Annotated in this window: 23 protein-coding genes and 1 tRNA gene; 11 read left to right on the forward strand and 13 right to left on the reverse strand. The window is 53.1% G+C overall.

Annotation, left to right across the window (positions count from 1 at the left end):
• Nucleotides 1–10 precede the first annotated feature (10 nt).
• On the forward strand, nucleotides 11–2,215 hold the full coding sequence (locus BWM17_RS01765) for a hypothetical protein (RefSeq protein ID WP_309492169.1): 2,205 nt from the start codon (nucleotides 11–13) through the stop codon (nucleotides 2,213–2,215).
• A 27-nt stretch (nucleotides 2,216–2,242) separates the two neighbouring features.
• On the opposite strand, the gene BWM17_RS01770 is transcribed toward BWM17_RS01765, so the two are convergent.
• On the reverse strand, nucleotides 2,243–3,310 hold the full coding sequence (locus tag BWM17_RS01770) for a CPBP family intramembrane glutamic endopeptidase (protein WP_309492170.1): 1,068 nt from the start codon (nucleotides 3,308–3,310) through the stop codon (nucleotides 2,243–2,245).
• Nucleotides 3,311–3,445: 135 nt separating this feature from the next.
• Between BWM17_RS01770 and BWM17_RS01775 the strand changes: the two genes are divergently transcribed.
• Entirely contained in the window at nucleotides 3,446–3,664 is a 219-nt protein-coding gene (locus BWM17_RS01775) for a 4Fe-4S dicluster domain-containing protein (RefSeq protein WP_309492171.1), read from the forward strand.
• Between the two features lie 145 nt (nucleotides 3,665–3,809).
• Here the strand turns inward: BWM17_RS01775 and BWM17_RS01780 are convergent, their stop codons facing one another.
• Nucleotides 3,810–5,270 carry a sodium:solute symporter family protein gene (locus tag BWM17_RS01780; protein ID WP_309492172.1) on the reverse strand — a complete coding sequence of 487 codons (1,461 nt, stop codon included), beginning with the start codon at nucleotides 5,268–5,270 and terminating at the stop codon, nucleotides 3,810–3,812.
• Nucleotide 5,271: 1 nt separating this feature from the next.
• Nucleotides 5,272–5,463: a hypothetical protein gene (locus BWM17_RS01785; protein ID WP_309492173.1), complete on the reverse strand. Its 192-nt coding sequence runs from the start codon at nucleotides 5,461–5,463 to the stop codon at nucleotides 5,272–5,274.
• An 85-nt stretch (nucleotides 5,464–5,548) separates the two neighbouring features.
• Between BWM17_RS01785 and BWM17_RS01790 the strand changes: the two genes are divergently transcribed.
• Nucleotides 5,549–6,388, forward strand: coding sequence for a TIM barrel protein (locus tag BWM17_RS01790; RefSeq protein ID WP_309492174.1), 840 nt, complete (start codon nucleotides 5,549–5,551; stop codon nucleotides 6,386–6,388).
• 80 nt (nucleotides 6,389–6,468) lie between these two features.
• Entirely contained in the window at nucleotides 6,469–7,386 is a 918-nt protein-coding gene (gene trxB / locus BWM17_RS01795) for a thioredoxin-disulfide reductase (RefSeq protein ID WP_342766487.1), read from the forward strand.
• Between the two features lie 19 nt (nucleotides 7,387–7,405).
• Here trxB and BWM17_RS01800 read toward each other — a convergent pair whose 3' ends face one another.
• Nucleotides 7,406–8,428 (reverse strand): AIR synthase family protein, encoded by a 1,023-nt coding sequence (locus BWM17_RS01800; protein WP_309492176.1) that lies wholly within the window; start codon nucleotides 8,426–8,428, stop codon nucleotides 7,406–7,408.
• An 8-nt stretch (nucleotides 8,429–8,436) separates the two neighbouring features.
• On the reverse strand, nucleotides 8,437–9,702 hold the full coding sequence (locus tag BWM17_RS01805; RefSeq protein ID WP_309492177.1) for an OB-fold nucleic acid binding domain-containing protein: 1,266 nt from the start codon (nucleotides 9,700–9,702) through the stop codon (nucleotides 8,437–8,439).
• A 170-nt stretch (nucleotides 9,703–9,872) separates the two neighbouring features.
• Here BWM17_RS01805 and BWM17_RS01810 point away from each other — a divergent pair, with 170 nt between their 5' ends.
• From BWM17_RS01810 to BWM17_RS01830, 5 genes are all read left to right on the forward strand, one after another.
• On the forward strand, nucleotides 9,873–11,141 hold the full coding sequence (locus BWM17_RS01810) for a TIGR00300 family protein (RefSeq protein ID WP_309492178.1): 1,269 nt from the start codon (nucleotides 9,873–9,875) through the stop codon (nucleotides 11,139–11,141).
• 49 nt (nucleotides 11,142–11,190) lie between these two features.
• The gene (locus BWM17_RS01815) at nucleotides 11,191–11,628 is read left to right on the forward strand and encodes a ribonuclease III family protein (protein WP_309492179.1); all 438 of its coding nucleotides are present in this window, start codon (nucleotides 11,191–11,193) and stop codon (nucleotides 11,626–11,628) included.
• A 74-nt stretch (nucleotides 11,629–11,702) separates the two neighbouring features.
• Nucleotides 11,703–12,254, forward strand: coding sequence for a DUF99 family protein (locus BWM17_RS01820; protein ID WP_309492380.1), 552 nt, complete (start codon nucleotides 11,703–11,705; stop codon nucleotides 12,252–12,254).
• A 297-nt stretch (nucleotides 12,255–12,551) separates the two neighbouring features.
• Complete coding sequence (locus BWM17_RS01825; protein ID WP_309492180.1) at nucleotides 12,552–13,418, forward strand: hypothetical protein; 867 nt, start codon at nucleotides 12,552–12,554, stop codon at nucleotides 13,416–13,418.
• 205 nt (nucleotides 13,419–13,623) lie between these two features.
• Nucleotides 13,624–13,971, forward strand: a complete 348-nt coding sequence (locus BWM17_RS01830) for a transcription factor S (protein WP_309492181.1) — start codon at nucleotides 13,624–13,626, stop codon at nucleotides 13,969–13,971.
• A gap of 22 nt (nucleotides 13,972–13,993) precedes the next feature.
• On the opposite strand, the gene BWM17_RS01835 is transcribed toward BWM17_RS01830, so the two are convergent.
• The 7 genes from BWM17_RS01835 to BWM17_RS01865 form a co-directional block, all read right to left on the reverse strand.
• Nucleotides 13,994–15,193: a nicotinate phosphoribosyltransferase gene (locus BWM17_RS01835; RefSeq protein ID WP_309492182.1), complete on the reverse strand. Its 1,200-nt coding sequence runs from the start codon at nucleotides 15,191–15,193 to the stop codon at nucleotides 13,994–13,996.
• 64 nt (nucleotides 15,194–15,257) lie between these two features.
• Nucleotides 15,258–15,716 carry a hypothetical protein gene (locus BWM17_RS01840; RefSeq protein WP_309492183.1) on the reverse strand — a complete coding sequence of 153 codons (459 nt, stop codon included), beginning with the start codon at nucleotides 15,714–15,716 and terminating at the stop codon, nucleotides 15,258–15,260.
• A 189-nt stretch (nucleotides 15,717–15,905) separates the two neighbouring features.
• Nucleotides 15,906–16,208 (reverse strand): chorismate mutase, encoded by a 303-nt coding sequence (locus tag BWM17_RS01845; RefSeq protein ID WP_309492184.1) that lies wholly within the window; start codon nucleotides 16,206–16,208, stop codon nucleotides 15,906–15,908.
• A 55-nt stretch (nucleotides 16,209–16,263) separates the two neighbouring features.
• A complete protein-coding gene (locus BWM17_RS01850) occupies nucleotides 16,264–17,016 on the reverse strand; it encodes a TatD family hydrolase (protein ID WP_309492381.1) in 753 nt (250 codons plus the stop codon).
• Nucleotides 17,017–17,085: 69 nt separating this feature from the next.
• The gene (locus BWM17_RS01855; protein WP_309492185.1) at nucleotides 17,086–18,354 is read right to left on the reverse strand and encodes a molybdopterin molybdotransferase MoeA; all 1,269 of its coding nucleotides are present in this window, start codon (nucleotides 18,352–18,354) and stop codon (nucleotides 17,086–17,088) included.
• A gap of 87 nt (nucleotides 18,355–18,441) precedes the next feature.
• Entirely contained in the window at nucleotides 18,442–18,633 is a 192-nt protein-coding gene (locus BWM17_RS01860; protein WP_309492186.1) for a hypothetical protein, read from the reverse strand.
• Complete coding sequence (locus BWM17_RS01865; RefSeq protein WP_309492187.1) at nucleotides 18,630–19,379, reverse strand: ParA family protein; 750 nt, start codon at nucleotides 19,377–19,379, stop codon at nucleotides 18,630–18,632. The genes BWM17_RS01860 and BWM17_RS01865 overlap by 4 nt, the downstream gene beginning before the upstream one ends.
• Before the next feature lie 455 nt (nucleotides 19,380–19,834).
• Between BWM17_RS01865 and BWM17_RS01870 the strand changes: the two genes are divergently transcribed.
• Entirely contained in the window at nucleotides 19,835–19,963 is a 129-nt protein-coding gene (locus BWM17_RS01870; RefSeq protein ID WP_309492188.1) for a hypothetical protein, read from the forward strand.
• A 68-nt stretch (nucleotides 19,964–20,031) separates the two neighbouring features.
• Here BWM17_RS01870 and BWM17_RS01875 read toward each other — a convergent pair.
• Nucleotides 20,032–20,185: transfer RNA gene (locus tag BWM17_RS01875), tRNA-Phe, on the reverse strand.
• Between the two features lie 192 nt (nucleotides 20,186–20,377).
• On the opposite strand from BWM17_RS01875, the gene BWM17_RS01880 reads away from it, so the two are divergent.
• Nucleotides 20,378–22,267, forward strand: coding sequence for a phosphoenolpyruvate carboxykinase (GTP) (locus BWM17_RS01880; protein WP_309492189.1), 1,890 nt, complete (start codon nucleotides 20,378–20,380; stop codon nucleotides 22,265–22,267).
• The last annotated feature ends 11 nt before the right edge of the window (nucleotides 22,268–22,278 follow it).

Raw genomic sequence — 22,278 nt, forward strand, 5'->3', positions numbered from 1 at the left:
GGGCAGCGGTTTGAGCAAGACTCTAGGCTGGCTGGCTTCCAGTTTCCTAGTCTTCACCTTCGGTTACACCTATCTTTTACCCCAGTCTTTCGAGATGCTGGCCGCTTGGTTGGCGCCTCTCCTAGGGCTGGGTTTGAGAACAACCCTGGTTAGCCTTTACCTTCTCTACGGAGACCCCTTCCGCGACGTTTCCCTACTGGCCGCCTGGCTTTCCGCTGCCTTTGTAGGGGGGCTCATAGCCCGAAGAGGCCTGCGGGGAATAGGCGTCGCTGTTTCCACCTACTCCGCCATCCACGCCATCCTAGGCCTCAGCGTTTTAGCTGTTCTCCAAACCCTCCAACCCGCCTTGGAAGCGGGACCCGAAGGTCTGAGGCTGCCACCTGTGCCCCCCGGTTTCTCTTTCCCAGCTTTGTTCAACGCCCCCGTGGTCGGCCCGGGGCTTCGCTTAGCTTTGGACATGCTCGCGGCAACCCAGCCTTTCGACCCCAAGCTAATCTTGGAGGCTGTGGGTGAAATGGTGGTGGTAAACGCTGTGAAGGTCCTCGCATTGGCCTGCGTTGCTGGGTTGGCAGGCGGACTGCTGGGCGGCTTCCTAGCCAAAAAAGCCTCTGGCCGTGGCGGGTCGGAGGCCGCTGGCTTCCCTGCCTCCAAGGCGTTGGCGTTGATTCTACTTTTGACCTTGACGGCTTCAACCTCCCTCATTCCTTTGGGTTCAGCGCAGGCTTCTCCCTTCAAACTGGAGGCCTTGGGCGGGCTAATTTCTTCCGACGGCTCCGTGGCCGTGGCCTCCGCCCTGGTGGCTTCGGAGCTTAACCTAGGCGTTCAAACCCCGAACCCGCAGTTGGACGGTCTCATCCTAGCCATACTGCTCACCCAGTCGTTTCCCCCAGATAAGCTGCCTTCCCTGCCTTTAGAAGGACCTCTACCTCTCTCCGGCGGGTGGCAAAGCCTTTACGCCGCGGCGCCTCCGACTGTGCTCGTCGTTGTGGAGGAAGCTTTGGGGGAGGGCGGAGAAGCCGGGGCTGCCCCCGCGCTCAGCTCTCAGCTTTCCGCCTACTTCAACCTCCCTCTAACCTATTTGACCGCGGTTCCCTTGGATTGGGCAGACCGAGCCTATCGGGTCGCTGTCTACTGGAGCGAAGCCTCTTACACGGTTTCCGAGGAGAAACTAATGGGGGTTCTCGCCCAAAACCCAGAAGGCTTCGCCTCCTATGTTTACGATGTCTACCGAAACGGAACCTTCACCCCCGGCTCTCAGCCTTGGAGCGCCGACGGCAGCCTGGTTGCCGTGGGATTGGTCAACGCCCCCAAGGCCTTGCAGCTTCTAGAGGAAGGAGGCTTCCTCGGTCAGGCGGTGGTAGGTTTAACGTCGGAACAGGAGCCTTTAGGCAGTTTAATCCGCTCCTTCACCCAAGCTTCTCAGCCTGTTCCTTTCTTCTTTCACGTTTCCTTCTGGGAGCGCAGCCTTCATTCATCCCCCCAGCAGCACACTTTCAACCTCTTCAGCTTCCTGAGAAACTCCAAGCCTCCCACCGCCGCATCCGACTCCCATGCCTCTTTCTTCTTCATAGCCGCGCCCTCCGCCGTTGAGCCTGCCCCGGGTTGGCTGGTTTTGGAGGAGGGGGCGGTTTTGAAACTTCTCAGGCCGGGGGAGCCTCTCTCCGAAGCGACGGTGAGTTTCGAGCGAGTCTTCCCCGCCGACTTGAAGGTTTCAAAACAGGTGGAGCCGGTTTCCTTGGAAGAGGGAGACTTCGTCCAAGTTCGGATTGAAATCCGCAACGAGGGCTTAACTCCCGTCTTCAACCTTCAACTCGACGACTCTGAAGCCTTGGAAAACTACGGCTCCGCGGTCAGGCTGGTGGACGGCTCCCTGAAAGCGGAGTGGGCTCAGCTGGAGGGAGGCACCGCGGTGGTTCACACTTACACCCTGACCCTGCGAAACCTAGGCGTCTACACCTTCCAACCCGCGGAGGTAAGCTATGTTTACCGGGGAGAAAACTTTGAAGCCGCCTCCAACGCAGCCTCCGTCGAGGTTGAACCGCCGGGGGTCTTCCAAGTCTGGGGAACAGGCATTCTCTTCTCTTGGAAATTAGCCGGGAAGACGATAGACGCTTTCCTACCCGGCTACGGAAGCATCCTCGCCACCCTAGCATCCGCCGCCGTCGCCGCGGCCATCGTCTACTCTGTCTTCCGCAGCTTTAGAAGGAAAAAATGACGGCTCAAGGCTGATTTCCCCCCGACTTTAATGGGGAAGCTGGCCTGTTGCCTCAGTTTTCTCCTTGGTCCACTGGAAAAAGGCATAGACAGTGAGAGTTGCCCAGCCGCCTAGGCCGAAAAGAAAGATGGCTAGGTTCGCTGATGTCGCCCAGCTGTGGAAGGCTTGGCCGAAATGCTGGTAGCCAAGCCAGAGGAGGACGAGATGGTAGTTGTGAAACCAGTGGACCAGAATGGCGGCCGCCAGCCCATAGATAAGGTAGACGGCGGCGAAGACGAGGCCGAGGATGAAGGTTAAGCTGACTTTTCCAACCTCCCACTCCGAGCCTGAGAGAATGTGGGCTAGGGCAAAGACGGAGGCGGAGGCCAAAACCATGAGCCACTCAGCTCTGCCTATGCCCTTCTGCCAGCCGTAGGCTTCCACATTCCTCAGCCCCACCCTCTTCTTGACGCCTTCAGGATAGAGAAAGGCGAGGAGCAGCAACCACAATCGGTGGGGAAAAGATGTTTGCCAAAATTTCCGCCATCCCTCCCACAAAACCAAAGCCGCCACCACAGCGCCCAGAGGAACCAGCCTGAATCCTATTTCCTCGAAGACAGCGGCATAGGATGCGGAGAAGAACAGCAGGTAGGGGTTGGCTACCTCCAAGCCTCCCGTGGGGACTCCGTGGGCTTCCTGAATGCTTTCTATGAAATTTTCCGCCACCAGCAGCATGCTGGTCAAGATGGGAAACAGGTAGAGGTAGTTTTTGAAAGACCGGGTTAAGGGGTGGGAAAAACTGAGCTTCACCGCCTGGGGAAAGCTTAAGCCGGGGCCCTTCCACGCGACGATGAAGCAGAGGATGAAAACAATCCAGAGGGCTAAGAAAACGAAGCCCACGGGAAGAGGGCTGGGAACCAGCACTTTGAAAAAGAGCAAGTCCACCTTAGGGACAACCCGCCGGGCAACGTCTAAACCGGCTGGGGTGAAGAAAAAGAGGAAGAACCCCAACCCCAAGGACCACAGGTAGGTGGAAAGATGGAAAAGAATCCCCGCTGCCACCGTTCCAGCGCAGAGTTTTTTCAGAAATCTTTCAGGATTGAAGCCTAAACCCAAGATGTTCCACCTAATCTTAGCGGAAAACCATTATAGGCATTTCGCTGTGAAATGAAAGATTTGAAAGAAGCCTCTTTAGGGCATCTTTCAGCCTTAGAAAAGTTTATTACCTAAAATCTCCATGAAACTCCAAAATTGGCAGGTGAACTAAAAGTGGTTGAAGTCAAAGTTGACTGGAGCAAATGCAACGGCGACTCCATCTGCGTGGATGTTTGTCCGGTTTCGGTTTTTGAGATGCAAGATGTGGAAGGCTACGAAGGGAAAAAATCCGTTGTAGTCAACAACGACGCCTGCATCGTGTGCAGAGCCTGCGAGGTTCAATGCCCCACCCAAGCCATTGTGGTCACAGAATAAGCTGGGCTATCTTTTCCAAGACAGCCCTCAAACCAGAGGTTGGGAGGAGGCTGAGGGAAACAGCTGGTTTTCCAGCTTTAAGGCAGGTTTCTCCGCCCTCTATCCCGCCTATTTTACATAAACAATTTTAACCGGTTTTCTTGGGTTAAACCTGTTTGCGGCTTAGAATCTCCACGAATTTCTCCGCACCCTTCGGAGGCTTCGTCAGGAAGCTCACCGCGAGGAAGACTATTGAGCTGCAGAGGATCCCCCAAACTCCAGGCCAATGCCCAAGAGGAAAGGTGCGGGTAAAGTAGAGGAAGCCTACCACGGCGATTCCGGCTAGGATGCTGGACACAGCTCCCGCGGCTGTGGCCCTCTTCCAGAAGAACCCTCCTAAAACCGCGGGGACAAACTGTAGCAGGCCTGCGGAAGACATGACTGAAAGCTCTACAAGTAATCCCGCGGGGCGAATGGAGAAAGCTACGATGACCGCTGCCATGATCAGAATGGTAGCTCGACCTACTCTCAAGCCTCCCAGCTCACTAGCTTTCGGCCTCAGACCCTTGTATAGGTCAACAGCTGTCATGGAGCTCAAGGACAGGAGAATGGAGTCCACTGTTGAAACCGCTGCGGCCAAGATTCCCACCATGACCAGCAGGGCTAAGGGAGCGGGCACGAGGGTGAGAAGCGACGGCATGGCCAAATCCGGGTTAGCCAAATCGGGCAGCAGGATTTTAGCCGCCAACCCCAGCATGGTTACGATGATGGTGTAGGTGAAGCCGAAGACGAGGAAGCCTCTGAACATGTTCTTCAGGGACCAAACCGAGTTGGGGACGAAAAACCTCTGAACAACTTGGGGGTTGGTGATAGAGAAGAAAAACCAGGGGAGAGTCAAGCCTAGAAACTTGGGGAAGTTAAAAAACTTCCCGGGCCCCGGCACCACCAGCAACTCAGGATGCTCTGTTTCGAGGGCGGAGAAGAAGCTTCCGAAGCCTCCTAGGCCTATCTGGATGACAAAGAAGAGGAGAATAAGGGCTAGGGTGATCATCATGGAAGCCTGCAAGGCATCCGTCCAAGCTACAGCCCTCATGCCACCCCACCAGGTGTAAGCGGCGATGACGAAGCCCATGAAGAGCACCCCGGCGATGAAAGGTATCTGACCGCCAGAGAGGGTGCTTATCAGGTAGGCGGGGCCGACCAACTGCACCGACATGTAGGGAACGAGGAAAACCAAGCAGGCGGCAGCCATCACCACCGCGGCGAATCTGTTCTCATACCGGTCCCCCAAAAACTGGGCGGGGGTTACGTAGCTTCTCAGCCTGCCGGCGGCGTAAAATCGAAGGCCCACCATCACCGCTACCATCAAACCCATGAGGTAGATGAGCTCAAAACCCAGAGCTCCTACGCCTCCCACGTAGGTGAACCCCACGAGGCCCACCATCATGAAAGCGCTGTAGGTTGTGGCGCTGTAGGTGAGGGCGGAAACCGTGCCCCCCAGCCTCCTACCCGCTATGAAATACTCCTCTAGGCCTTTGCCCGTTCTCATGCGGCCGTAATGGGCGATGAGGAAACTGGCGGTGAAGAAAACGCCTATGGTGAGGTAAATCCACCCTGCGGAGACCAAGCTAATCTTCCCACCTTGAAATCAGAGAAAACATGGAGACTATGGCGACCAGCGCCAAAACCGCCCAGAACAAGTAGGCTCCGTAGATGCGGGGGAAATCCGCCAAAACCGTATAGGGTACAACGTAGGCCAAGGCTAAAAGGGCGACGAACCAGCCGAGCCACAGAAGCCGGGCTCCCGGCAAAGGGGTCACAACCTTTCAAAAGTATTTTCATTACTAAAAGTGGAGCCAGATATTAAATATTTCGACATCCAAAATATAGGATGAGCTGAAGCCTATGGCTGAAAAAATACTGCTAGGCCCCGCAGGAATCCCCACGGTAACCAAGCCTCGGTCTTCGGTGGAAGGTGTTAAAACCGTGGCCGGCCTAGGCCTCCAGGCCATAGAAATCCAGTTTGTGCGGGGAGTGAACATGAGCCTTGAAGCGGCTGAAGAAGTGGGAAGAGTGGCGAAAAAATTAAACGTGGAACTCTCCATTCACGCTCCCTACTACATCAACCTCTGCTCTGAGAAGAAGAAGACCGTCGAAGAGTCCAAGCAGAGGATCCTCGACTCTGCTACTCGAGGAGAGAAGATGGGCGCACACATCGTGGTCATTCACCCCGGGTACTACGGTCAACTGACTTCGGAGAAAGCCTTCAAGATGGTGGAGGAAAGCTTTCAAGACCTCCTAGGCAGGCTGAGGGACGAAGGCGTCGGAAAGGTTAAACTCGGGCTTGAAACCATGGGGAAGCAAAGCCAGTTTGGAACCCTCGACGAAATCATCCAGCTATGCCGGGAAGTGGACTGCGTGCCCAACGTGGACTTTGCCCACATCTTCGCTAGGCAGGGGGGCAAGATAGACTACGGAGAAATCCTCGACCGGGTGGCTGAGCTGAAGCTGCCGCATCTCCACGTGCACTTTTCAGGAATAAACTGGACTCCTGTTAAGGGAACGGATAAAGGCAACGAAAAAAACCACTTGGAGATAAAAGCCAACCAGCCTCCCTTCGAGCCTTTGGCAAGAGAAATTTTGAGGAGAAAAGTCAGCGCCACCATCATTTCCGAATCCCCCATTCTAGAACAGGACAGTTTAGCCATGAAGAGGATCTTTGAAAAACTCGGCTACAAGTTTTAACCCAACGATTAAGACTGCTTTTTAAAGGAAACAAATTTATGCGATTCCGAAGATCAGTCTTGGGGAACAGTGAACAAAAAGTGTACGACCTCGTTATTGTGGGAAGCGGCTGCGCCGGGTTGACGGCGGCTCTCTACGCGGCCAGAGCTGGACTGAAGACCGTGGTTTTGGAGAAAGAGGTCATAGGAGGGCAGATTTCCCTCACGGCCACGGTGGAAAATTACCCCGGCTTCAAGGAAATCAGCGGCCCGGAGTTGATGAGGCTTTTCCAAGAGCAGGCTGAAGCGGCGGGAGCTGAAATTCAAACAGCGGAAGTTTCAGCCATAGAAGACCTAGGAGACAGGAAGCTGGTTAAGACAAGCTCAGGGGACCTTGAAGCCAGAGCCGTCATCATAGCCACCGGCTCCTCTCCTAGACAACTGGGCGTCAAAGGGGAAAAGGAGCTCATCGGGAAAGGGGTTGCCTTCTGCGCACTCTGCGACGGGCCTATTTTCACCGGCAAAGACGTGGCGGTGGTGGGAGGGGGAAACTCAGCCACGAAAGAAGCCATCTACTTGACCAAGATGGTGAACAAAGTGTATCTCATTCACCGAAGAGATAAGTTGAGGGCTGAGAAGTCATGGCAGGAAAAAGCCTTCCGAAACGAGAAAATAGAATTCATCTTCGACACCGTGGTGGAAGAAGTAGTGGGAAGAGACCGGCTGGAAAAACTCGTGCTCAAAAACCTTAAAACAGGGAAGCTTTCCGAGCTTCGCGTAGACGGTGTTTTCATCTACATCGGCCTGAAGCCCAACACGGATTTCGTCAACGTTAAGAAAAATCCGAATGGAACTATCCTAACCGACGAATGCATGCGAACCTCGGTTCCCGGAATCTTCGCAGCGGGAGACTGCAGAGACAAGTGCATGCGGCAGATTGTAACTTGCGTAGGCGAAGGAGCCACCGCCGCTATCCAAGCTTACGAGTACGTAGAAGAACTGAGGGGAAAGAAAACCTGAACACCAACTTGAGCGAAGACTACAGCTCCTGAGGTGAACTTTGAAGCGCCTTCCAAAGCTCATCTTGGAGAGGTGCGGGCAGTCTTCTTGCCAAGCCGTTTTTTCCCACCATTACTCTGACTTTGGGGTCTTTCAGAATCTTCCCTATGACAGCGGCTTCGGAGCCCTCGCGAGTAAGGCTTTCTACGATGTCATCCGTCCTCTGCGGCTCCGCTACTATGAGGAGCGCCCCAGAGCTCACCAGCCTCAGGGGATTGACGGCGAAGACCCGGCAGATTTCCCGGGTTTCAGGCCTGATGGGAATTTTGTCCTCGTAGACCCTGAACCCCGTCCCCGAGGCGTCAGCCAGCTCGTGGAGGCCTGCAGCTAGGCCTCCTTCTGTGGGGTCGTGCATGGCTTGAACTCCGCCCGTTTCGAAGGCGGTTAAGGCTTCTTGAACCACGCTGATTTCCCGGTAAAACTTCTCCGCCCTTTCCACGGTTTTCTTCCCCAGCCTTTCAACCAACAAACTTTTCCTGTCAGATGCTAGGATGGCGGTGCCTTCGATGCCCACTCCCTTGGTCAGAATTATCTTAGCTCCCGCCTTAGCATTCCTGCAAGCCGCATACCGGCCCCTCTCAGCCAAGCCTGCTGAAAAACCCACGACCAAGGGGTGGCTTAGGCCCGGAGTAACCTCGCTGTGGCCGCCTACCACAGCAACCCCCAACCGGAGGGCGGCTGAGCCTATTTGGGCGGAGATTTCCTTCAAGGTTTTTTCTCCAGACCCCGGGGGAAGCATGATGCAGGAGAGAAGCCACTGAGGCCTGATCCCTCGCGTGGCTACATCGTTGCAGGCGATGTGAGCTGCCGCCCAGCCGATTTTTCTCACCGCGCCGCTGATGGGGTCACAGGATAGGGCTAGGAGGCTTCTCCCCGCCTTGACGATGGCGGCGTCCTCCCCTTTGGCAGGTCCGAGGACCACGTCGCCACGTTTTAAGCCTAAATATCGGAAGACCTGGGCCTTCAAAACCTTCGGGGGTGTTTTTCCCAACGGCAGCTTCATGCGCTATTTTAACCTCTAGCCTTCTCATCTGAAAACAGTCTGGTGGAGGGTTTGGACTCCGACTCAGAAGGCTGAGAAATTAGCTCCACGACGGTGAAGCTTCCTGTGGAAAGCTCCGTTTCCCCCTGAAGACCCGGCTTAGCCGTCACGTTTTTCAGCCTGATCTGAACGCCCGGTGGAAACTTGGCCAAGATCTCCGCCTGCTTTCTCCAAGCGGAAACCCTGAGGACGCCGGTTTCATCCCTCAGCCTAAAGCTGGCCACCTGGGTTTGGGTTCCGTCCTTCAGGGTCACTTCCCTCACAGCCGGAGCGTCGACCATCACGCCTTCCACGGTGAGGTTCCTCATGCCGGGGTTGATCCTGCCTAGGGGTGTAGGCTTGTCTTCCACTGGAGCGGCGGGTGTGGGTGTAGGCGTCAGCTTCAGGTAGGTGTTTCTGTTGACGTGGGCTTCCAGTTCACCCAGCCTGTTCTCCCGGGTTTTCCCCCTGATTACCTCTATTCTGTCTCCCACCCGGGCTTTTTCCACGGCCTCCACCCAGTCGTTCCATACTACGAGGTTTATCTCCCCGGAGTCATCCCTCAGCCTCAGCCGCATCACCGTCCCCTCCCCTCCGTCGCTTCTGAGAAATTTTCTGGCAGGGTAGGCCTGGATGATTTCCCCTGAGAGGTTGACTTCTTCCCCCGGTTTCTTCAGGCTTCGGATTTCTTGGAAAAACTCCCCGAGGGCGGGAACTTGGACTTCCCCGCCGACTTGGCTTGGGGGGATAAGCGCTATCCTTCCGCTGTCAGCCACATGGAGCTCGGTTTTTCCCGCGAGGGAGGTTCGGGTGTAGCCGTGTTCTATCTTCACAACGGCATCGGGCTGGATTTTCAGCCGCTCCGCTTCTTCAGCCTTCTGATTCCACAGGTAAACCTCCAGCACTCCTGTCTTGTCCCCTAAAAGCAGCCTCTTGAGTTTTCCTTCCTGACCGTCCGGTCTCTTGAAGAGTTTTACCGGGTAGACTCCCAGAACCCTCCCTGTGAGGGATACGTCCCTCAAACCTGAGATGACATCTTCGATTTCAGTGTCAACAGCCAGACTGCTGTCCCAAAGAGAAACTCCAAGGTCTAGAGCCACGAGGAAAGCGGCACCTTCAGGGTTGAGGAGGCTTTTAGCTTCAGCCCTCTTACTTTCCACCATCTCCAGCAGTTTTTCTCTGGTCAAATCCGGCTTCTCAGCCATAATTTTGACGAGGATAGCTTCAAGCCTGCTGGAAGGCTGCGGCTCCGTCATTTTTTTCCAAGCCCTAAAGAGAAGAGCGGTGGGAGGCGGCTCTTCATCGATCCCTTCATGGTAAGCCGTTACCTAAAATAGATTTTGCTCCAAGCGAACTCCCTCAATCTTTAAATAAAGGAGGCCTTCACAATTCTAACGGTTTTTGAGAGAGGTTCTGACCGTGGACGGTGGTCGAGTTCCATCGGAAAAAGCAGGAGGACTCCTTTCTCCACACTAGAGACGTGGAGGTGGAAGGCCACCTAATCGACTCCATGATCCTCTCCAGGATCTGGGACAGGATTATGGAGTTGGGCGGAGATTTTGAAGTTTCCGAATTCCGAGTTGGCAAGCGGAAAACCGACTACAGCTACGCCCGAATGCTAGTCAAGGGAAAAAGCGAAAGCCACCTGGAAAGGATCCTCCAAGAAATCTACCGGTTGGGGGCTATTCCCCACGAGGTTCAAGAGGCTGTCTGCGAACCCGCCCCCGCGGACATGGTTCTCCCTGAGAACTTCTACTCCACCACCAACAACCCTACTTTCATCTACTTTAAAGGAAGGTGGGTGGAGGTGGAAAATCCCATGATGGATAAGGTGGTGGTAGTGGAACCCGACGGCAGCAAGGCCTACTGCAAACCTCTCCGAGAGGTGAGAAAAGGGGAACTGGTGGTCGTCGGCGAGACAGGGGTTAAAGTCAAACCCCCTGAAAGGCCCCGGGAAAGCATCGGGGTTTTCAAGTTTATGGGAAGTGACGCCTCATCGGAAAAACCCTCCGGCTCCCTGATGAAGCAGATCGCCAAAGACCTCTATGACACCAAGAAGGCGGGGGGCAAAATCGTGGCTGTGGCAGGCCCGGCTGTGGTTCACACAGGAGCTGCTGAGGCTCTGGCCAGCATCATCCGGGAGGGTTTCATCGACGTGTTTCTCTCCGGTAACGCCTTGGCGGTGCACGACGTGGAGGCCGCCCTGCTGGGGACGTCCCTCGGGGTTTCCTTGGAGGAAGGCGTCCCCTCCGTCCGGGGGCATAGGAACCACATGGCCGCCATCAACGAAATTTACAAGGCCGGCTCCTTGAAGGAGGCAGTGAGGAAGGGTGTCCTCCGAAAGGGCATCATGTACGAGTGCATCGTTAAAGGTGTGCCTTTTGTCCTCGCAGGGTCCATCAGGGACGACGGGCCTCTTCCCGAGGTTGTCACCGACATGGTGGAGGCTCAGAGACTGTACAGGGAGGCTCTCGCCGGAACCAGCATGGTTTTGATGTTCGCCTCCACCCTTCACTCCATAGCCGTGGGAAACATGCTGCCTTCCACGGTGAAGATCGTCTGTGTCGACATCAATCCCGCCACCGTTACCAAGCTTCTCGACCGCGGCTCCATGCAAGCCATCGGGGTGGTCTCTGACATCGGAACCTTTCTCCCCCTCCTCGACCAAGAGCTGAAGCGGCTAAAAGGGGCTTAAACCCTAAGCCTCCACGAATCTTCCTCCCTAATTTGGAAGGCGAGAAAAATTGTCAGCGGGAAAAGGAAGTCTGGAAAACATGCTGGCTGAAGCCTTGAAGGGGGAAGAGAAATCTGTCGAAGAAATATTCTCCGAGAGGAATCTAGCCGGCTTAGGAGACACTTACATCAACTTCCTCTACTCCCTAGCCTTCAGCCTTAAAAAGAAAAAGCCATGCGGAATGAAAGTCAGCAACAAGGTTCTAGCCGAAGCCGTCAGGCAGGCGGGAGTCCGAAGGAGGCTTCCCTCCCGGCTTTCAAGGAGAGATATAGGCAGCTCCGCGGAAGCCCTGATAGTCTACGCCGCCGCCAAAAACCTGATCTCAAGCCGGGAGCTCGTCGACCTGCTCCGAGAGGCAGAAGACCCCGTCTCAGCTTTCAGCCAAGCCCTCACAAACATATGGACTAGAGCTGGGCTTCACCTTCCCAGAAGGAAGGCCGAGGGTTAAGAAAACAGCCATTCAGCCGGATAAAGCAAAATATAGGGTGAATACCCCTGAAACTGCGGAGCGTAAAACGGGAGATCAGAGTCCTAGGCATCGTAAACGGCAACATGCCCCTCCCTCAAAAACGTTGCCCCTTTTTCGGCGTTGTTTTCAGGGGGAAGGAATGGCTGGAAGGGCTGCTGAAAGGCTCCGCAGAGTGGAACGGGCTGGATGCAACCCGGAAGATAACTCAAGCAGTGAAAGGATCCAGCCATTATGGGCAGATCCGCGTCGTCATGCTGATGGGTTTATGCTTCGCCGGCTTCAACGTAGTGGATGTAGCTCAGCTGGCGGAAAACCTCCAAAGGCCTGTGATGGTTTTCTGGGAAAAAGCGCCTGACCTAGGAAAGCTTAAACGCCAACTCGAATCCCTGCCTTTTGGAGAGAAAAGGGTGAGCATGGTTGAGAAAGCTGGGAACCCTACTCCATTAAAGCTGGAGGGGGGAAAAACTTTTTGGATTCAGTCCTTTGGGCTGAGTGTGGAAGAAGCTGGGAGAGTGGTGAAGGCAACCTGCAAGCCGGGGTTCATTCCTGAACCTCTCAGAATAGCCCGCATGGTAGGTTCCGCTTTCACTTCCCTGAAGTCTTAGGGCTATTTGAAAAGAAGCTTTATTAAAGAAAATAAAATTAAGCATTAACCGATGAAATTGAAACAGAAGTATGTGTTTACCGGATTTTTAGCATTTACGGTAACGGTGATCGTGGGGTTTGCCCTTGTAGGAGGCTATATCTTTCAAGAACCGCCAGCAGAGGCGCCAACAGAAACACCGGCGGGCGTTCAACCGACAGCTTCTCCGTCAAAGGAAGCGCCGCTGCAGGTTCAGCCCCAGCAAACTGAGCCATCAATAGAGGAGCAGCCAGAAGATGGTAAGCCATCGGAGCAAGAAGTGTCGGCGGAACAAGCGGAGCAACTGCAAGACGTAGCTGTCCAAGAATACCGAAGGCAAAATGTTACTTTTTTGAAGATGGTTTCAAGTGAAAACGGTTTGTATGTTTTAAACGATGAGGAAATAGAAGAACTTAGAACACTGCGCATAAACACCCTCAGAATATGCCCTCTTTACAGCATAGATTCAAACGGCGACATCAGACAGGATGTGCCAAACTTTCTCATCATCGATTTGATCAGAAGGGCTCACAGTGCCGGGTTTGCGGTTTTTCTGGAGCCAAATCTCGCCAGCCGCGGCGGCTTCCCCCATTTGACCGACCCGCAATATGTTGAAGCCGTGATGGAGATATCCTCAAAATGGGCTGAAATAGCTGAAGAAGAAAACGTGGAGTTTTATTCTCCGTTAAACGAGCCGAATCTCGTTTTTTCGGAAGAACATCTGGTGGAAGAATGGATGGTTGAGTCTCAAAATCTACGGTCCATGTTTTCAGGCGGGTTGGTGTTAAAGCTGGCCGGCATGGGCCCGGAGGAAATTGAAAGTTTAGGAGGATATGACTACTTGGCTTTCGACATCATGTGGGGAGACTCGAATTACGATGAGCTTAGAAACTATTTAAACGCAGCCGTAGCGAAAGGGAACTCTCTGAAGCAAAAATACGGCCTCAAAGGCTTCTTCTTCGGAGAACTGGGGGCTGAGAAAGCAAGGGTTGATGAAGATACCCAAGCAGAAATTTTCAGGACGATTTTGGATGAAACATGGGAAGAAGTTGACGGCTACTGTTTTCTAGGCTGGTCGGAGCTGGAGTTCAGCTTTAAAGACAATGAAAAGGCGAAAGACGTGATAAGAGAGTGGTTTTCCCGCTAAGCCGTAAATAAACAGTTTTCCGTCGCGCCATAACAAGACGCTTAAACCTGAAAATACAGGAGAGCCCTTCAACAGGTCAGAAGTGGCTGTTTTAAAGTCTTTCAGCTTTAGAGGCCTCATTATGGCGGTGTTAAACCTTCGGGGGAAACCTTTAAATCGGAGTGTCCCTTGCTTTTGAAGCGCTGAAGCGGTCCAGTGATGCCAGATGGAATTCTGTCCTAAATGCGGAATGAGGCTGGTGCTTTCGGTTAAGGAGAAAAAGTCTTCCCGGGTTTCCCTGAAATGCCCCAACTGCAACTACGTCTTACGAGGCAAAAAGACCAGTCAGCCGGCTTTGGTTAAACCCACCGAGAAACCTTCCAAGGAATCCATCATCATCATCGGGGAGAAAGAAGCTAAGCTTAAGACCCTTCCCACCCAGAAGGCTCAATGCCCCAAATGCGGTAACATGGAAGCCTACGTATGGATGGTTCAGACCCGGGGAGCTGACGAGTCTTCAACTCAGTTCTTCCGATGTACCAAATGCGGAATGACTTGGCGGGAATATTCTTAGCACCCTTCACCCGTCGGAACACTTATTCCCGCAGTTTTTCCAGCTGCTGGAGCAGATATTTTCTAATTTCTTCGGAAGCAGGTAACGGCTGCGTTAGCTTTCCGTTTTTAAGCACGGGCTTCAGCATAGACTCTGTTTTTCCTCCGCAAGCCGGGCATGGAGGCTGGGAAGCTTGAGCTGGGAGCACGGTGTCGGTGAGGCATCGGGGGCATCTCCAAAGCTTCTTGCTTCCCCCCAGTTTTCCTTTTTTAGCCACAGGTTTTCCTTCTTTTTCCACGATGTCTAAGGCGAAGTCTACGATGGGAGCGGCGCTAATGGAGGAGCCTATGCCGAAACCCTCCACCCCCGCGTCGATAAGTGGGGGGAGGTCCTTCTCGTCGATGCCTCCTGAAACTAGAATTTTAACGTGGCTGAAGCCTCTGAGAGACAGCTCCCACCGAACCTCCCGAACTATCTGAGGCAAGTTTCCTCTCCTCGACTTGGGAGTATCCAGCCTCACACCGTAGAGCTTCTCCCCCAAGGCCTCCGCCGCCTTGATGGCCTCGGTTTTCTCATCGCTGTAGGTGTCCACCAAGGCTATCCGAGGCACCCCTGCCTCCACCACCTCGTCGAAAGCTTTCCAGGCTTTAGCCTGATCCCCGAAGAGAATGATGAGCGCATGCGGCATGGTTCCCGTGGGCTTTCGTCCGATGAGCTTCGCCCCCGAAAGACTGGACACGCTGTCAAAGCCCCCTATGTAGGCCGCCCTGTCCACCATGGGGGAAATGACGGGGTGAATCCGGCGGATTCCGAAAGAAATCAGAAGACTCTTAGGAGCGAGTTTCCGCATTCTCGCCGCCTTGGTGGCGATGCCCGTAGCTTGGCATAGCAGCCCCAAAAGAGGTGTTTCCAGAAGGCCGAAGGCGCCGTAGGGCCCCTCCACGACCATTACGGGCGCTCGAACCCCGAAGCTGTCGGTTGGATGGAAGATACTCCCCTCAGGGAGGCTGTAGACGTCGACGGGGTAACCTTCCAGCAGCCGCAAGGCCTCCTCCAAACCGCAGTACACAGCCCAAGGCCAGCCTTGAGGTAGGCCGGTGGGGGTGATTTCAGCCACCACCTTTACCTTGTTCAGCCCCTTGGCTTCCAACACTTTTTTCGTGTGGACAAAGTAGATGTCGGTGGTTTCCCCTTTCTTAACTTCTTCTTCAGAAGCTATGTGAAGCCACTTCACCGTTTCCACCTTTTCTGAGCTTGGGTTAATTATTAAAACTGTTTAATTTAAGCCACTCAGCCCTTTTATATTTTCAAACAGGCTTGGAAACGTTTCGCTCCCTTGGGGTAAAGGGGTCGTCCCCCAACATGAGGCTTGGCTGGGGGTTCACTCGCCCAGATGGGCTTGGGGAAACTGGGAGAAACCCCACAAGCCTTTCCAAGTGTCCATGGTCGCTCTTCGCAGAGAATGACTCCACAAGCTTGTCCAGTAGCTGATGGTGTTTTTCCTCATCCTTCAATATGCCTTCAAGGCTGGCGCGGAGGACTGAATCCTTGATCTTCTTCTTAAGCTGCTTAAGTTCCTCCATCATGTCTTTTTCAGCCTTCAGATGTCCTCGGAGGGCGTTGGCTATTTTCTCCTTGTCCGCATCTTCCATAACCTCGCCGACTGCTAGGTCGGACATGGCTTGAAACATCAGAGCGTGTTTCCTAGAATCAAACATCAACATGCCCAGCACAGCCTTTGCCACGGAGTTTCTAGTCTTCTCCACGGTAGGCTAAGTTGTCAGCTAGTCTCAGCTCGTTGGCCCTATGCTTTTTGAAGATTTCCACTAACTCTCTTTCTTCTGTCTTCAAAATTTTCACCGAGCAATTTTCCGTTTTAAAGGCAGCCGCCTGAGTTAAGTTTTCCCAGCCTTATCCTCTGACGCGGGGATGGAAAGGTCTCGATGGGAAGGCGGCTACCTCTGGATTTTCCGATTATCTTTCGTTAAATCCTTTTCAAATTTTTTGCAACTGCTTATGATGGCCTTGAACACGTTGACGGCGTACTTGCTTTCAAGCTTTTTCTTTTCCGCCATTACCGCCACTCTCGACAAAACTTGAGCTTCCCTAGGGCGGTCGATGGTTGGGATTCCCAGCTTCTGCTTCGCTTTCGAAATTTTTTTGACGAGTTTAAACCTTTCCGCCAGCAGAGCCACAATTCTCGAGTCAACTCTGTCGATCTTTTTCCTAAGCTCTGCCAGTTCCTTGGCTTTGGGCATAAAAAAAGGTCGACGTTTTCCAATTAAAGTTTTAACAGGCTTCCATGGTCTTCCCTCAGTCTAGGGGAAGCTTGAAGAAGCGCAGCGTGTTTTCAAAAGTCTCCTCAGCTATTTTCTCCCTAGACATGTTCTTCACACTCGCTACTCCCTCCAAGGTTTTAAGAATGTCCGCTGGCTCTGAAGGTTTACCTCCATAGCTGACGGGGGAATCTGTTTCTAGGAGAAGACGACTCAGAGGCGTGCTCAGGACGGCTTTCCTGTGTTCTCTGCTGTAGGCTACAGCGGGGGTTGCTGAAACATAGTAGCCGTGGCTTAGCAGGTTTTCTAGAACCTCTTGGGGGCCGCTGAACCAGTGGAAGACAGCTTCTTCAACCCCGAGTTCTATGGCCATCTTCAAGCTGTCGCCCCACGCTCCTCGGCTGTGAATGATCACCGGCTTCCCGTTGCTCTCCGCCATTTTCAAAAACTCTTCGAAGACTTTTCTCTGCAAAGCCTGCTTTTCCCGGTCTCTTCTCGTTTCCTTGTACCAGTAGTCTAGACCTACCTCTCCGACGGCTACAGCTTTCCCGAGATTTCGGCGGATAAATTCCATGGTGGAATCTAAGGTTGAAGGATTCAGACTCCAAGGGTGGATGCCTAGGGCAGCGTAGACTTTCGGGCGCAGCGGCTTCTCCGCCAGTTCTAGGGCGAACTTGCTGGAGTGGTAGTCGGAGCCCACGGCGATGATCGCTTTCACGCCCGCCTCCCACGCTCTTCTCAAGGCTTGTTCCAGTTCTTCCACTTCTTCCAGGTGGGCGTGAGCGTCCACCAGCCTCAACGTTTGAAACCTTCTCCATGCCTAGATTTCTGCCGAAAAAATTCTACTCTGCTTTTAGGCTTAGGCTTCGAAATCCTGTGAAAGTAACGCAGCAGCTTCGGTTCTGCTGAAGAGGATAACTTCCACTTCCTCCCCCTGTTTGAGGATGGTTCCAGCTTGGATGATGATGAATCCGTGAGCCTTGGTCAGCGAACTTATGGGGTGCGGCCCTCTGAAGGTAGACTTGACTGTAAACGTTGCGCCCTCCCTCTCCAAGCGGACGGGCATGAAGAAGCTTCTTCCCGGCCCTGCCTTGGCATCATGTCCCATCTTGGCTTTGACAACCGGCAGCAGGGATGCGGAAACCCCGCTGAGCATCTGAAGCACGGGAACAGCGAAATAGTAGAAGGTTCCGATCAAAGGCACATATCTCCCCGGCAGGCACACCACGGGTTTACCTCCTGCCACCGCCAACGTGGTGAGCCAAGGCGGAATCAAGGCAACTCCCCGGACGATGACCCCGGGAGGGTCTAGAGCGTTCAAGGCTTGGGGGACAAAGTCTTCCTTCCCCACTGAAAGTCCTCCGATGGTGAGGATGAGGTCGGCTTTCTCAGCCGCTGAGAGCAACGCCTCCCTGATGCTGGCGACTTCGTCTCCCACCACCTCCGGCATGGGAAGGGCTCCGAGGTCGAAGAGCAGCTTCGAGATAAGCATGGAAAATCCGCCTACGGCTTCCGCAGAGGTCTTCTCAGCCAGCTTCACCAGTTCATTTCCCACGGAGATGACAGCCACCTTAGGCTTTTTGACCACCGGGACTTCCCACTTGTCCAAGGCTAAAAGCAAAGCCAAATCCTGCGGCCTCAGAAGGCAGCCTTTCCTAAGGACGGGCGTCCCTTCCCTTATATCGTCTCCTTTGGGGAGAATGCCCAACCCGGCTCTGAAAGGGCGGTTGACGATGATTTCCCCGTCTCCCACCTCCAAGCTTTCCAAGGACACCACTACGTCAGCGCCTTCAGGCACCTCCATGTAATGGGAAACATACACAGCTTGCCCCGGAGAAACCTTCACGGCTGAGGGTTGCCCTGGGATAATTTTCCCTGCGATTTTAAGCCTGACAGGTTTCTCAGCTGAAGCGCCTTGAACATCCTCCGCCCTGAGGGCGTAGCCGTCGAGGAAGACCAGATTGGCGGAGGGCACGTTCACCTCCGAAACGATGTCCCTAGCCAACACTCTGCCCAAAGCTTCCTGAAGAGGTACGAGTTCCTCCCCCAAAACCTTAGGTTGAGTCTTTTCTAAGAACCCGTCCAACGCCTCTTTTGGTGGAACAAGCTTCCAGCCTAAACCTTCCATCGTCAATTCCTCAGGTCAAATAAATGTTTCAGTATTAAAAAGACCTGCCCCTAGAAAAGATTATCTGCAGAGCTGAAAAAAGACCCTCTATTTCTTTCTTTTAACCTTCTGTTTTCGCTGGGGTTTTCGGCTTTTAGACCGCGACTTAGGCGTAGGCTTCTTTTTCAGGGAGCGCTTGGAAGAAGTTTTAATTCCCCTTTTTCTCCGATACATAGCTCGAACGGTGTTTACCGCCATTTTTCTCCGGGATAGGGGGTTGTCTCCCAGTCTCTTGCTCATCCTACAAACTCCTTGGCCAAGTTCAGATAAGCTTTCGCCCCCGTGCTTCTGGGAGCATAGGTTATGATAGGCTGGTGGTGGCTGGGCGACTCCGCCAACTTCACGTTGATGGGAATCACGGTCTTGAAAACTTTACCCCTGAAGGCGTTTCTAACCTTTTCCTCCACTTCCTTGGACAGGGAAGTTCGCCTGTCGTACATGGTCAGGACGATGCCCTTGACTGAAAGGTTAGGGTTAAGGTCTTCCTTGATGGTGTTAACGGTGTCCAGCAGTTTGGTAACACCGTCCATGGCAAAATAATGAGTCTGAATGGGAATAATAACCTGGTCGCAGGCGGTTAAGGCGTTAACCGTCAAAAGCCCCAGGGAAGGAGGAGTGTCGATGAAAACATAGTCAAACCCGTCTAAAGCCTTCAACTTCCGCTTAAGCCTGAACTGCATGTTAACCTCGTTGGCCAGCTGAACCTGGGCAGCGCTTAATCCTATGCTGGAGGGAGCCAAACTTAGGTTGGGGAAGTCGGTCTTCAGGGTGATGTCTTCCAGTTTAATCTCATCCTTCATCAGCAGGTCGCAGGTGGAACTTTGGGGGTTATTTCTCGTCAGATAGTCGGTGGCGTTGGCCTGAGGGTCCAAGTCGACCAGCAACGTGTTGAAAGAGAAAGAAGACAGAGAAGCAGCTAGGTTGACGCAGAGGTCCGTTTTCCCTACGCCGCCCTTCTGGTTGGCTATGGCGATTTTAACGGTCATATAGGAGCTCTCTCCTCTAATTTTCGCAGTAAATTATAATAACCTTTAACCACGCTAAGAAGTCCTTTCAGCTGAAAACGACCCGCTTGCCATGAAAATCCGTTGAAATTTTTTTCTCCAAAAAAGATGTACTTCCGTCTATTTTTTTACTGAAATATGTAAAAAGCAACCCCAAATTAGGCTGCGTATTCTCCTCCGGGCAAGTCTTCGAAGCTTCCACATCCGCTGCCAACCAAGAGCCCTTATTCCCTCTAATTGGGGGATGTTGCCGTTTAAGTTTGTCAGATAACTGTATAATTTCCTCCCAACCAGCCGTTGATTTCCACGTCTAACCTCCCATCCCACAGGAGAAATCGCCTGAAAACCCTGCTTCAAACCCCCTTTCTCAAGGATGAAACGTAATAAAATATCACCTAGAAAGATTGCTTGACGAGAAGGAAAGGGGAGGTGATCCTTTGTCTGAAGGACCCAGAGAAGGAGAAATAAAAATCATCGAAAGGAAGGGAAGAAAAATCACCATGGTGGCCACCGGTAAAAAGGGATTCGGAGCTTGGAAGATCATCAAAAACGAACCCCTAACCTAACCACCCTATCTCCGCCTAGGTTTTTTGGCGGCAAACAATTTTTCTCCCTAGTTTTTCAAAAAATCGAATGGTGCCCAGGGCAGGGTTTGAACCTGCGATTGGGCCGGCCTTTGGTCAAGGGCGGAAGGCCGTCAACCCGGTCTTCAGCTTCACCTACCACCTGCCTTGAGGCGGTATCGGGCGCTCTCCTTAGCCTTTGAGATCAGGCTGAGCTACCTGGGCTCAAACATGTGGACGCAGTTTGGGCACATAAATCTTTCTATGAATCTTTCAGGACAACTCTCCTTTTGTTCATGCGGAGTAAGGGTTACAGTGCCCTTGGGTAGTGTTGACTTGGAGGGGCTTTCCACTATGCAAATGCTTTAAAGGAGGTGGTGGGTTAAGTTCTGCGAAGTCTCTTTGGAGGAAATTGCTGTGAAGGATGCCGCCCCCGGCTTCGGAGAAATACTCAAAACCCGGCTGGATGAGGAAGCTTATCGAAGGCTTCTAAGAATAGATAACCCTGCGCTCCACCACTTTGTGGCAAAATATGTGGAACTCTGCAATCCGGACAGGGTTTACGTCTCCCAGGGCTCGGCGGAGGATATAGAATACATAAAGAATACGGCGGTGAAAAACGGGGAAGAAATCAAGCTTGCCACAGAAGGCCATACCGTTCACTTCGACAACTACAAGGACCAAGCGAGAGACCGGGAGCACACGTTGCTGCTCGTCTCCAAGGGGAGGGAGCTAGGCCCTAAGCTGAGGACAGGGGACAGAGAAGAGAAGCTGAAGGAAATTCACGAAATCCTGAAAAACATCATGCAAGGCCATGAGCTCTATGTTTGCTTTTACACCCTAGGCCCAGCGGGCTCGGAGTTCACTATACCCTGTGTTCAGCTCACAGACTCCAGTTATGTGGCTCACAGTGAAAACATTCTCTACAGGCAGGGATACGAAGAATTCGTCAGGCAGGGCCGCCAAGCCCGACCGTTTAAGTTTGTCCATTCCCAAGGCAAACTGGATGAGAGGAAAACCTCCACGAACCTAGACAAGCGCAGAATATACATCGACATCGAAGGTGACACTGTGTACAGTGCTAACACCCAGTACGGCGGCAACTCCATCGGCCTCAAGAAGTTGGCCATGCGTTTGGCGATAAACCGCGCGTCCAAGGAAGGTTGGTTGACGGAGCACATGCTCATCATGGGCATCCATGGGCCGAAAGGCAGAGTGACCTACTTCACCGGAGCTTTTCCCTCCATGTGCGGGAAAACCTCCACGGCCATGCTGGACGGTGAGACCATTGTAGGCGACGACATAGCCTACCTTCGAAAGAAAAATGGCCGGGTTCGCGCCGTCAACGTGGAGAAAGGCGTTTTCGGAATAATTCAGGGAATTAACTCCAAAGATGACCCCATCCAATGGGAGGTGCTCCACAGCCCGGTGGAGGTGATTTTCTCCAACGTCCTCGTCACCGAAGACGGCCATGTGCACTGGACAGGGAAGGACGGCGAGGTTCCCCTGCGAGGCTACAACCATTCCGGTGAATGGTGGAAAGGTAAAAAAGACGAGAAGGGTAAAGAAATCCCCTGCTCCCATCCTAACGCTAGGTTCACCGTGGAATTAAAATATTTCAAGAATCTAGATCCCCGCCTCGACGACCCTGAAGGAGTTGTGTTAGACGCCATTGTGTACGGCGGGAGAGATTCAAACACTTGGGTGCCAGTGGAGGAATCCTTCAACTGGGAGCACGGAATCATCACCAAGGGAGCCTCCCTAGAATCCGAAAGCACAGCCGCCACCTTAGGCGCGGAGGGCGTTCGGGAGTTTAATCCTATGTCGAACCTGGACTTTCTGTCGATACCCATCGGCCGATATATCGAGGACAACATCAACTTCGGCAAAGACTTGGCGAAGCCGCCTCGCATCTTCGCCGTTAACTATTTTCTGAAAGGTGAAGATGGAAACTTCTTGACTGAGAAGACGGATAAGAAAGTTTGGTTTAAATGGATGGAGCTTCGTGTCCACGAAGATGTGGGCGCCATAGACACGCCTACTGGGAGGATACCTGTCTACGAAGACTTGAGGAAGCTGTTCCAGCTGGTGCTCGACAGACACTACGCTAAGGAAGCCTACATTAAACAGTTCACTGTCAGAGTTCAGGAAAACTTGGCTAAGATCGACCGAATAACCAAAATTTACAGGGAGTTAACCAGTGTACCTTCAAGGGTGTTCGAGGTGCTTGAAGAACAGAGGCAGAGGCTCATCCGAGCTAGAGAGAAGTATGGAGATTACATATCGCCCTTCGAACTCGCTTCTTAGGCGTTTGGAGT

Origin of the sequence: Candidatus Hecatella orcuttiae, from assembly GCF_002009985.1 — an archaeon.
GTDB classification, from domain to species: Archaea; Thermoproteota; Bathyarchaeia; order Hecatellales; family Hecatellaceae; genus Hecatella; species Hecatella orcuttiae.

Bases quoted from the DNA above. Each gene is read 5' to 3' on its own strand.
- BWM17_RS01790 (WP_309492174.1), top strand. From the start codon at position 5,549: ATGGCTGAAAAAATACTGCTAGGCCCCGCAGGAATCCCCACGGTAACC.
- BWM17_RS01800 (WP_309492176.1), bottom strand. From the start codon at position 8,428: ATGAAGCTGCCGTTGGGAAAAACACCCCCGAAGGTTTTGAAGGCCCAG.
- BWM17_RS01805 (WP_309492177.1), bottom strand. From the start codon at position 9,702: ATGACGGAGCCGCAGCCTTCCAGCAGGCTTGAAGCTATCCTCGTCAAA.
- BWM17_RS01830 (WP_309492181.1), top strand. From the start codon at position 13,624: ATGGAATTCTGTCCTAAATGCGGAATGAGGCTGGTGCTTTCGGTTAAG.
- BWM17_RS01845 (WP_309492184.1), bottom strand. From the start codon at position 16,208: ATGCCCAAAGCCAAGGAACTGGCAGAGCTTAGGAAAAAGATCGACAGA.
- BWM17_RS01855 (WP_309492185.1), bottom strand. From the start codon at position 18,354: ATGGAAGGTTTAGGCTGGAAGCTTGTTCCACCAAAAGAGGCGTTGGAC.
- BWM17_RS01860 (WP_309492186.1), bottom strand. From the start codon at position 18,633: ATGAGCAAGAGACTGGGAGACAACCCCCTATCCCGGAGAAAAATGGCG.
- BWM17_RS01865 (WP_309492187.1), bottom strand. From the start codon at position 19,379: ATGACCGTTAAAATCGCCATAGCCAACCAGAAGGGCGGCGTAGGGAAA.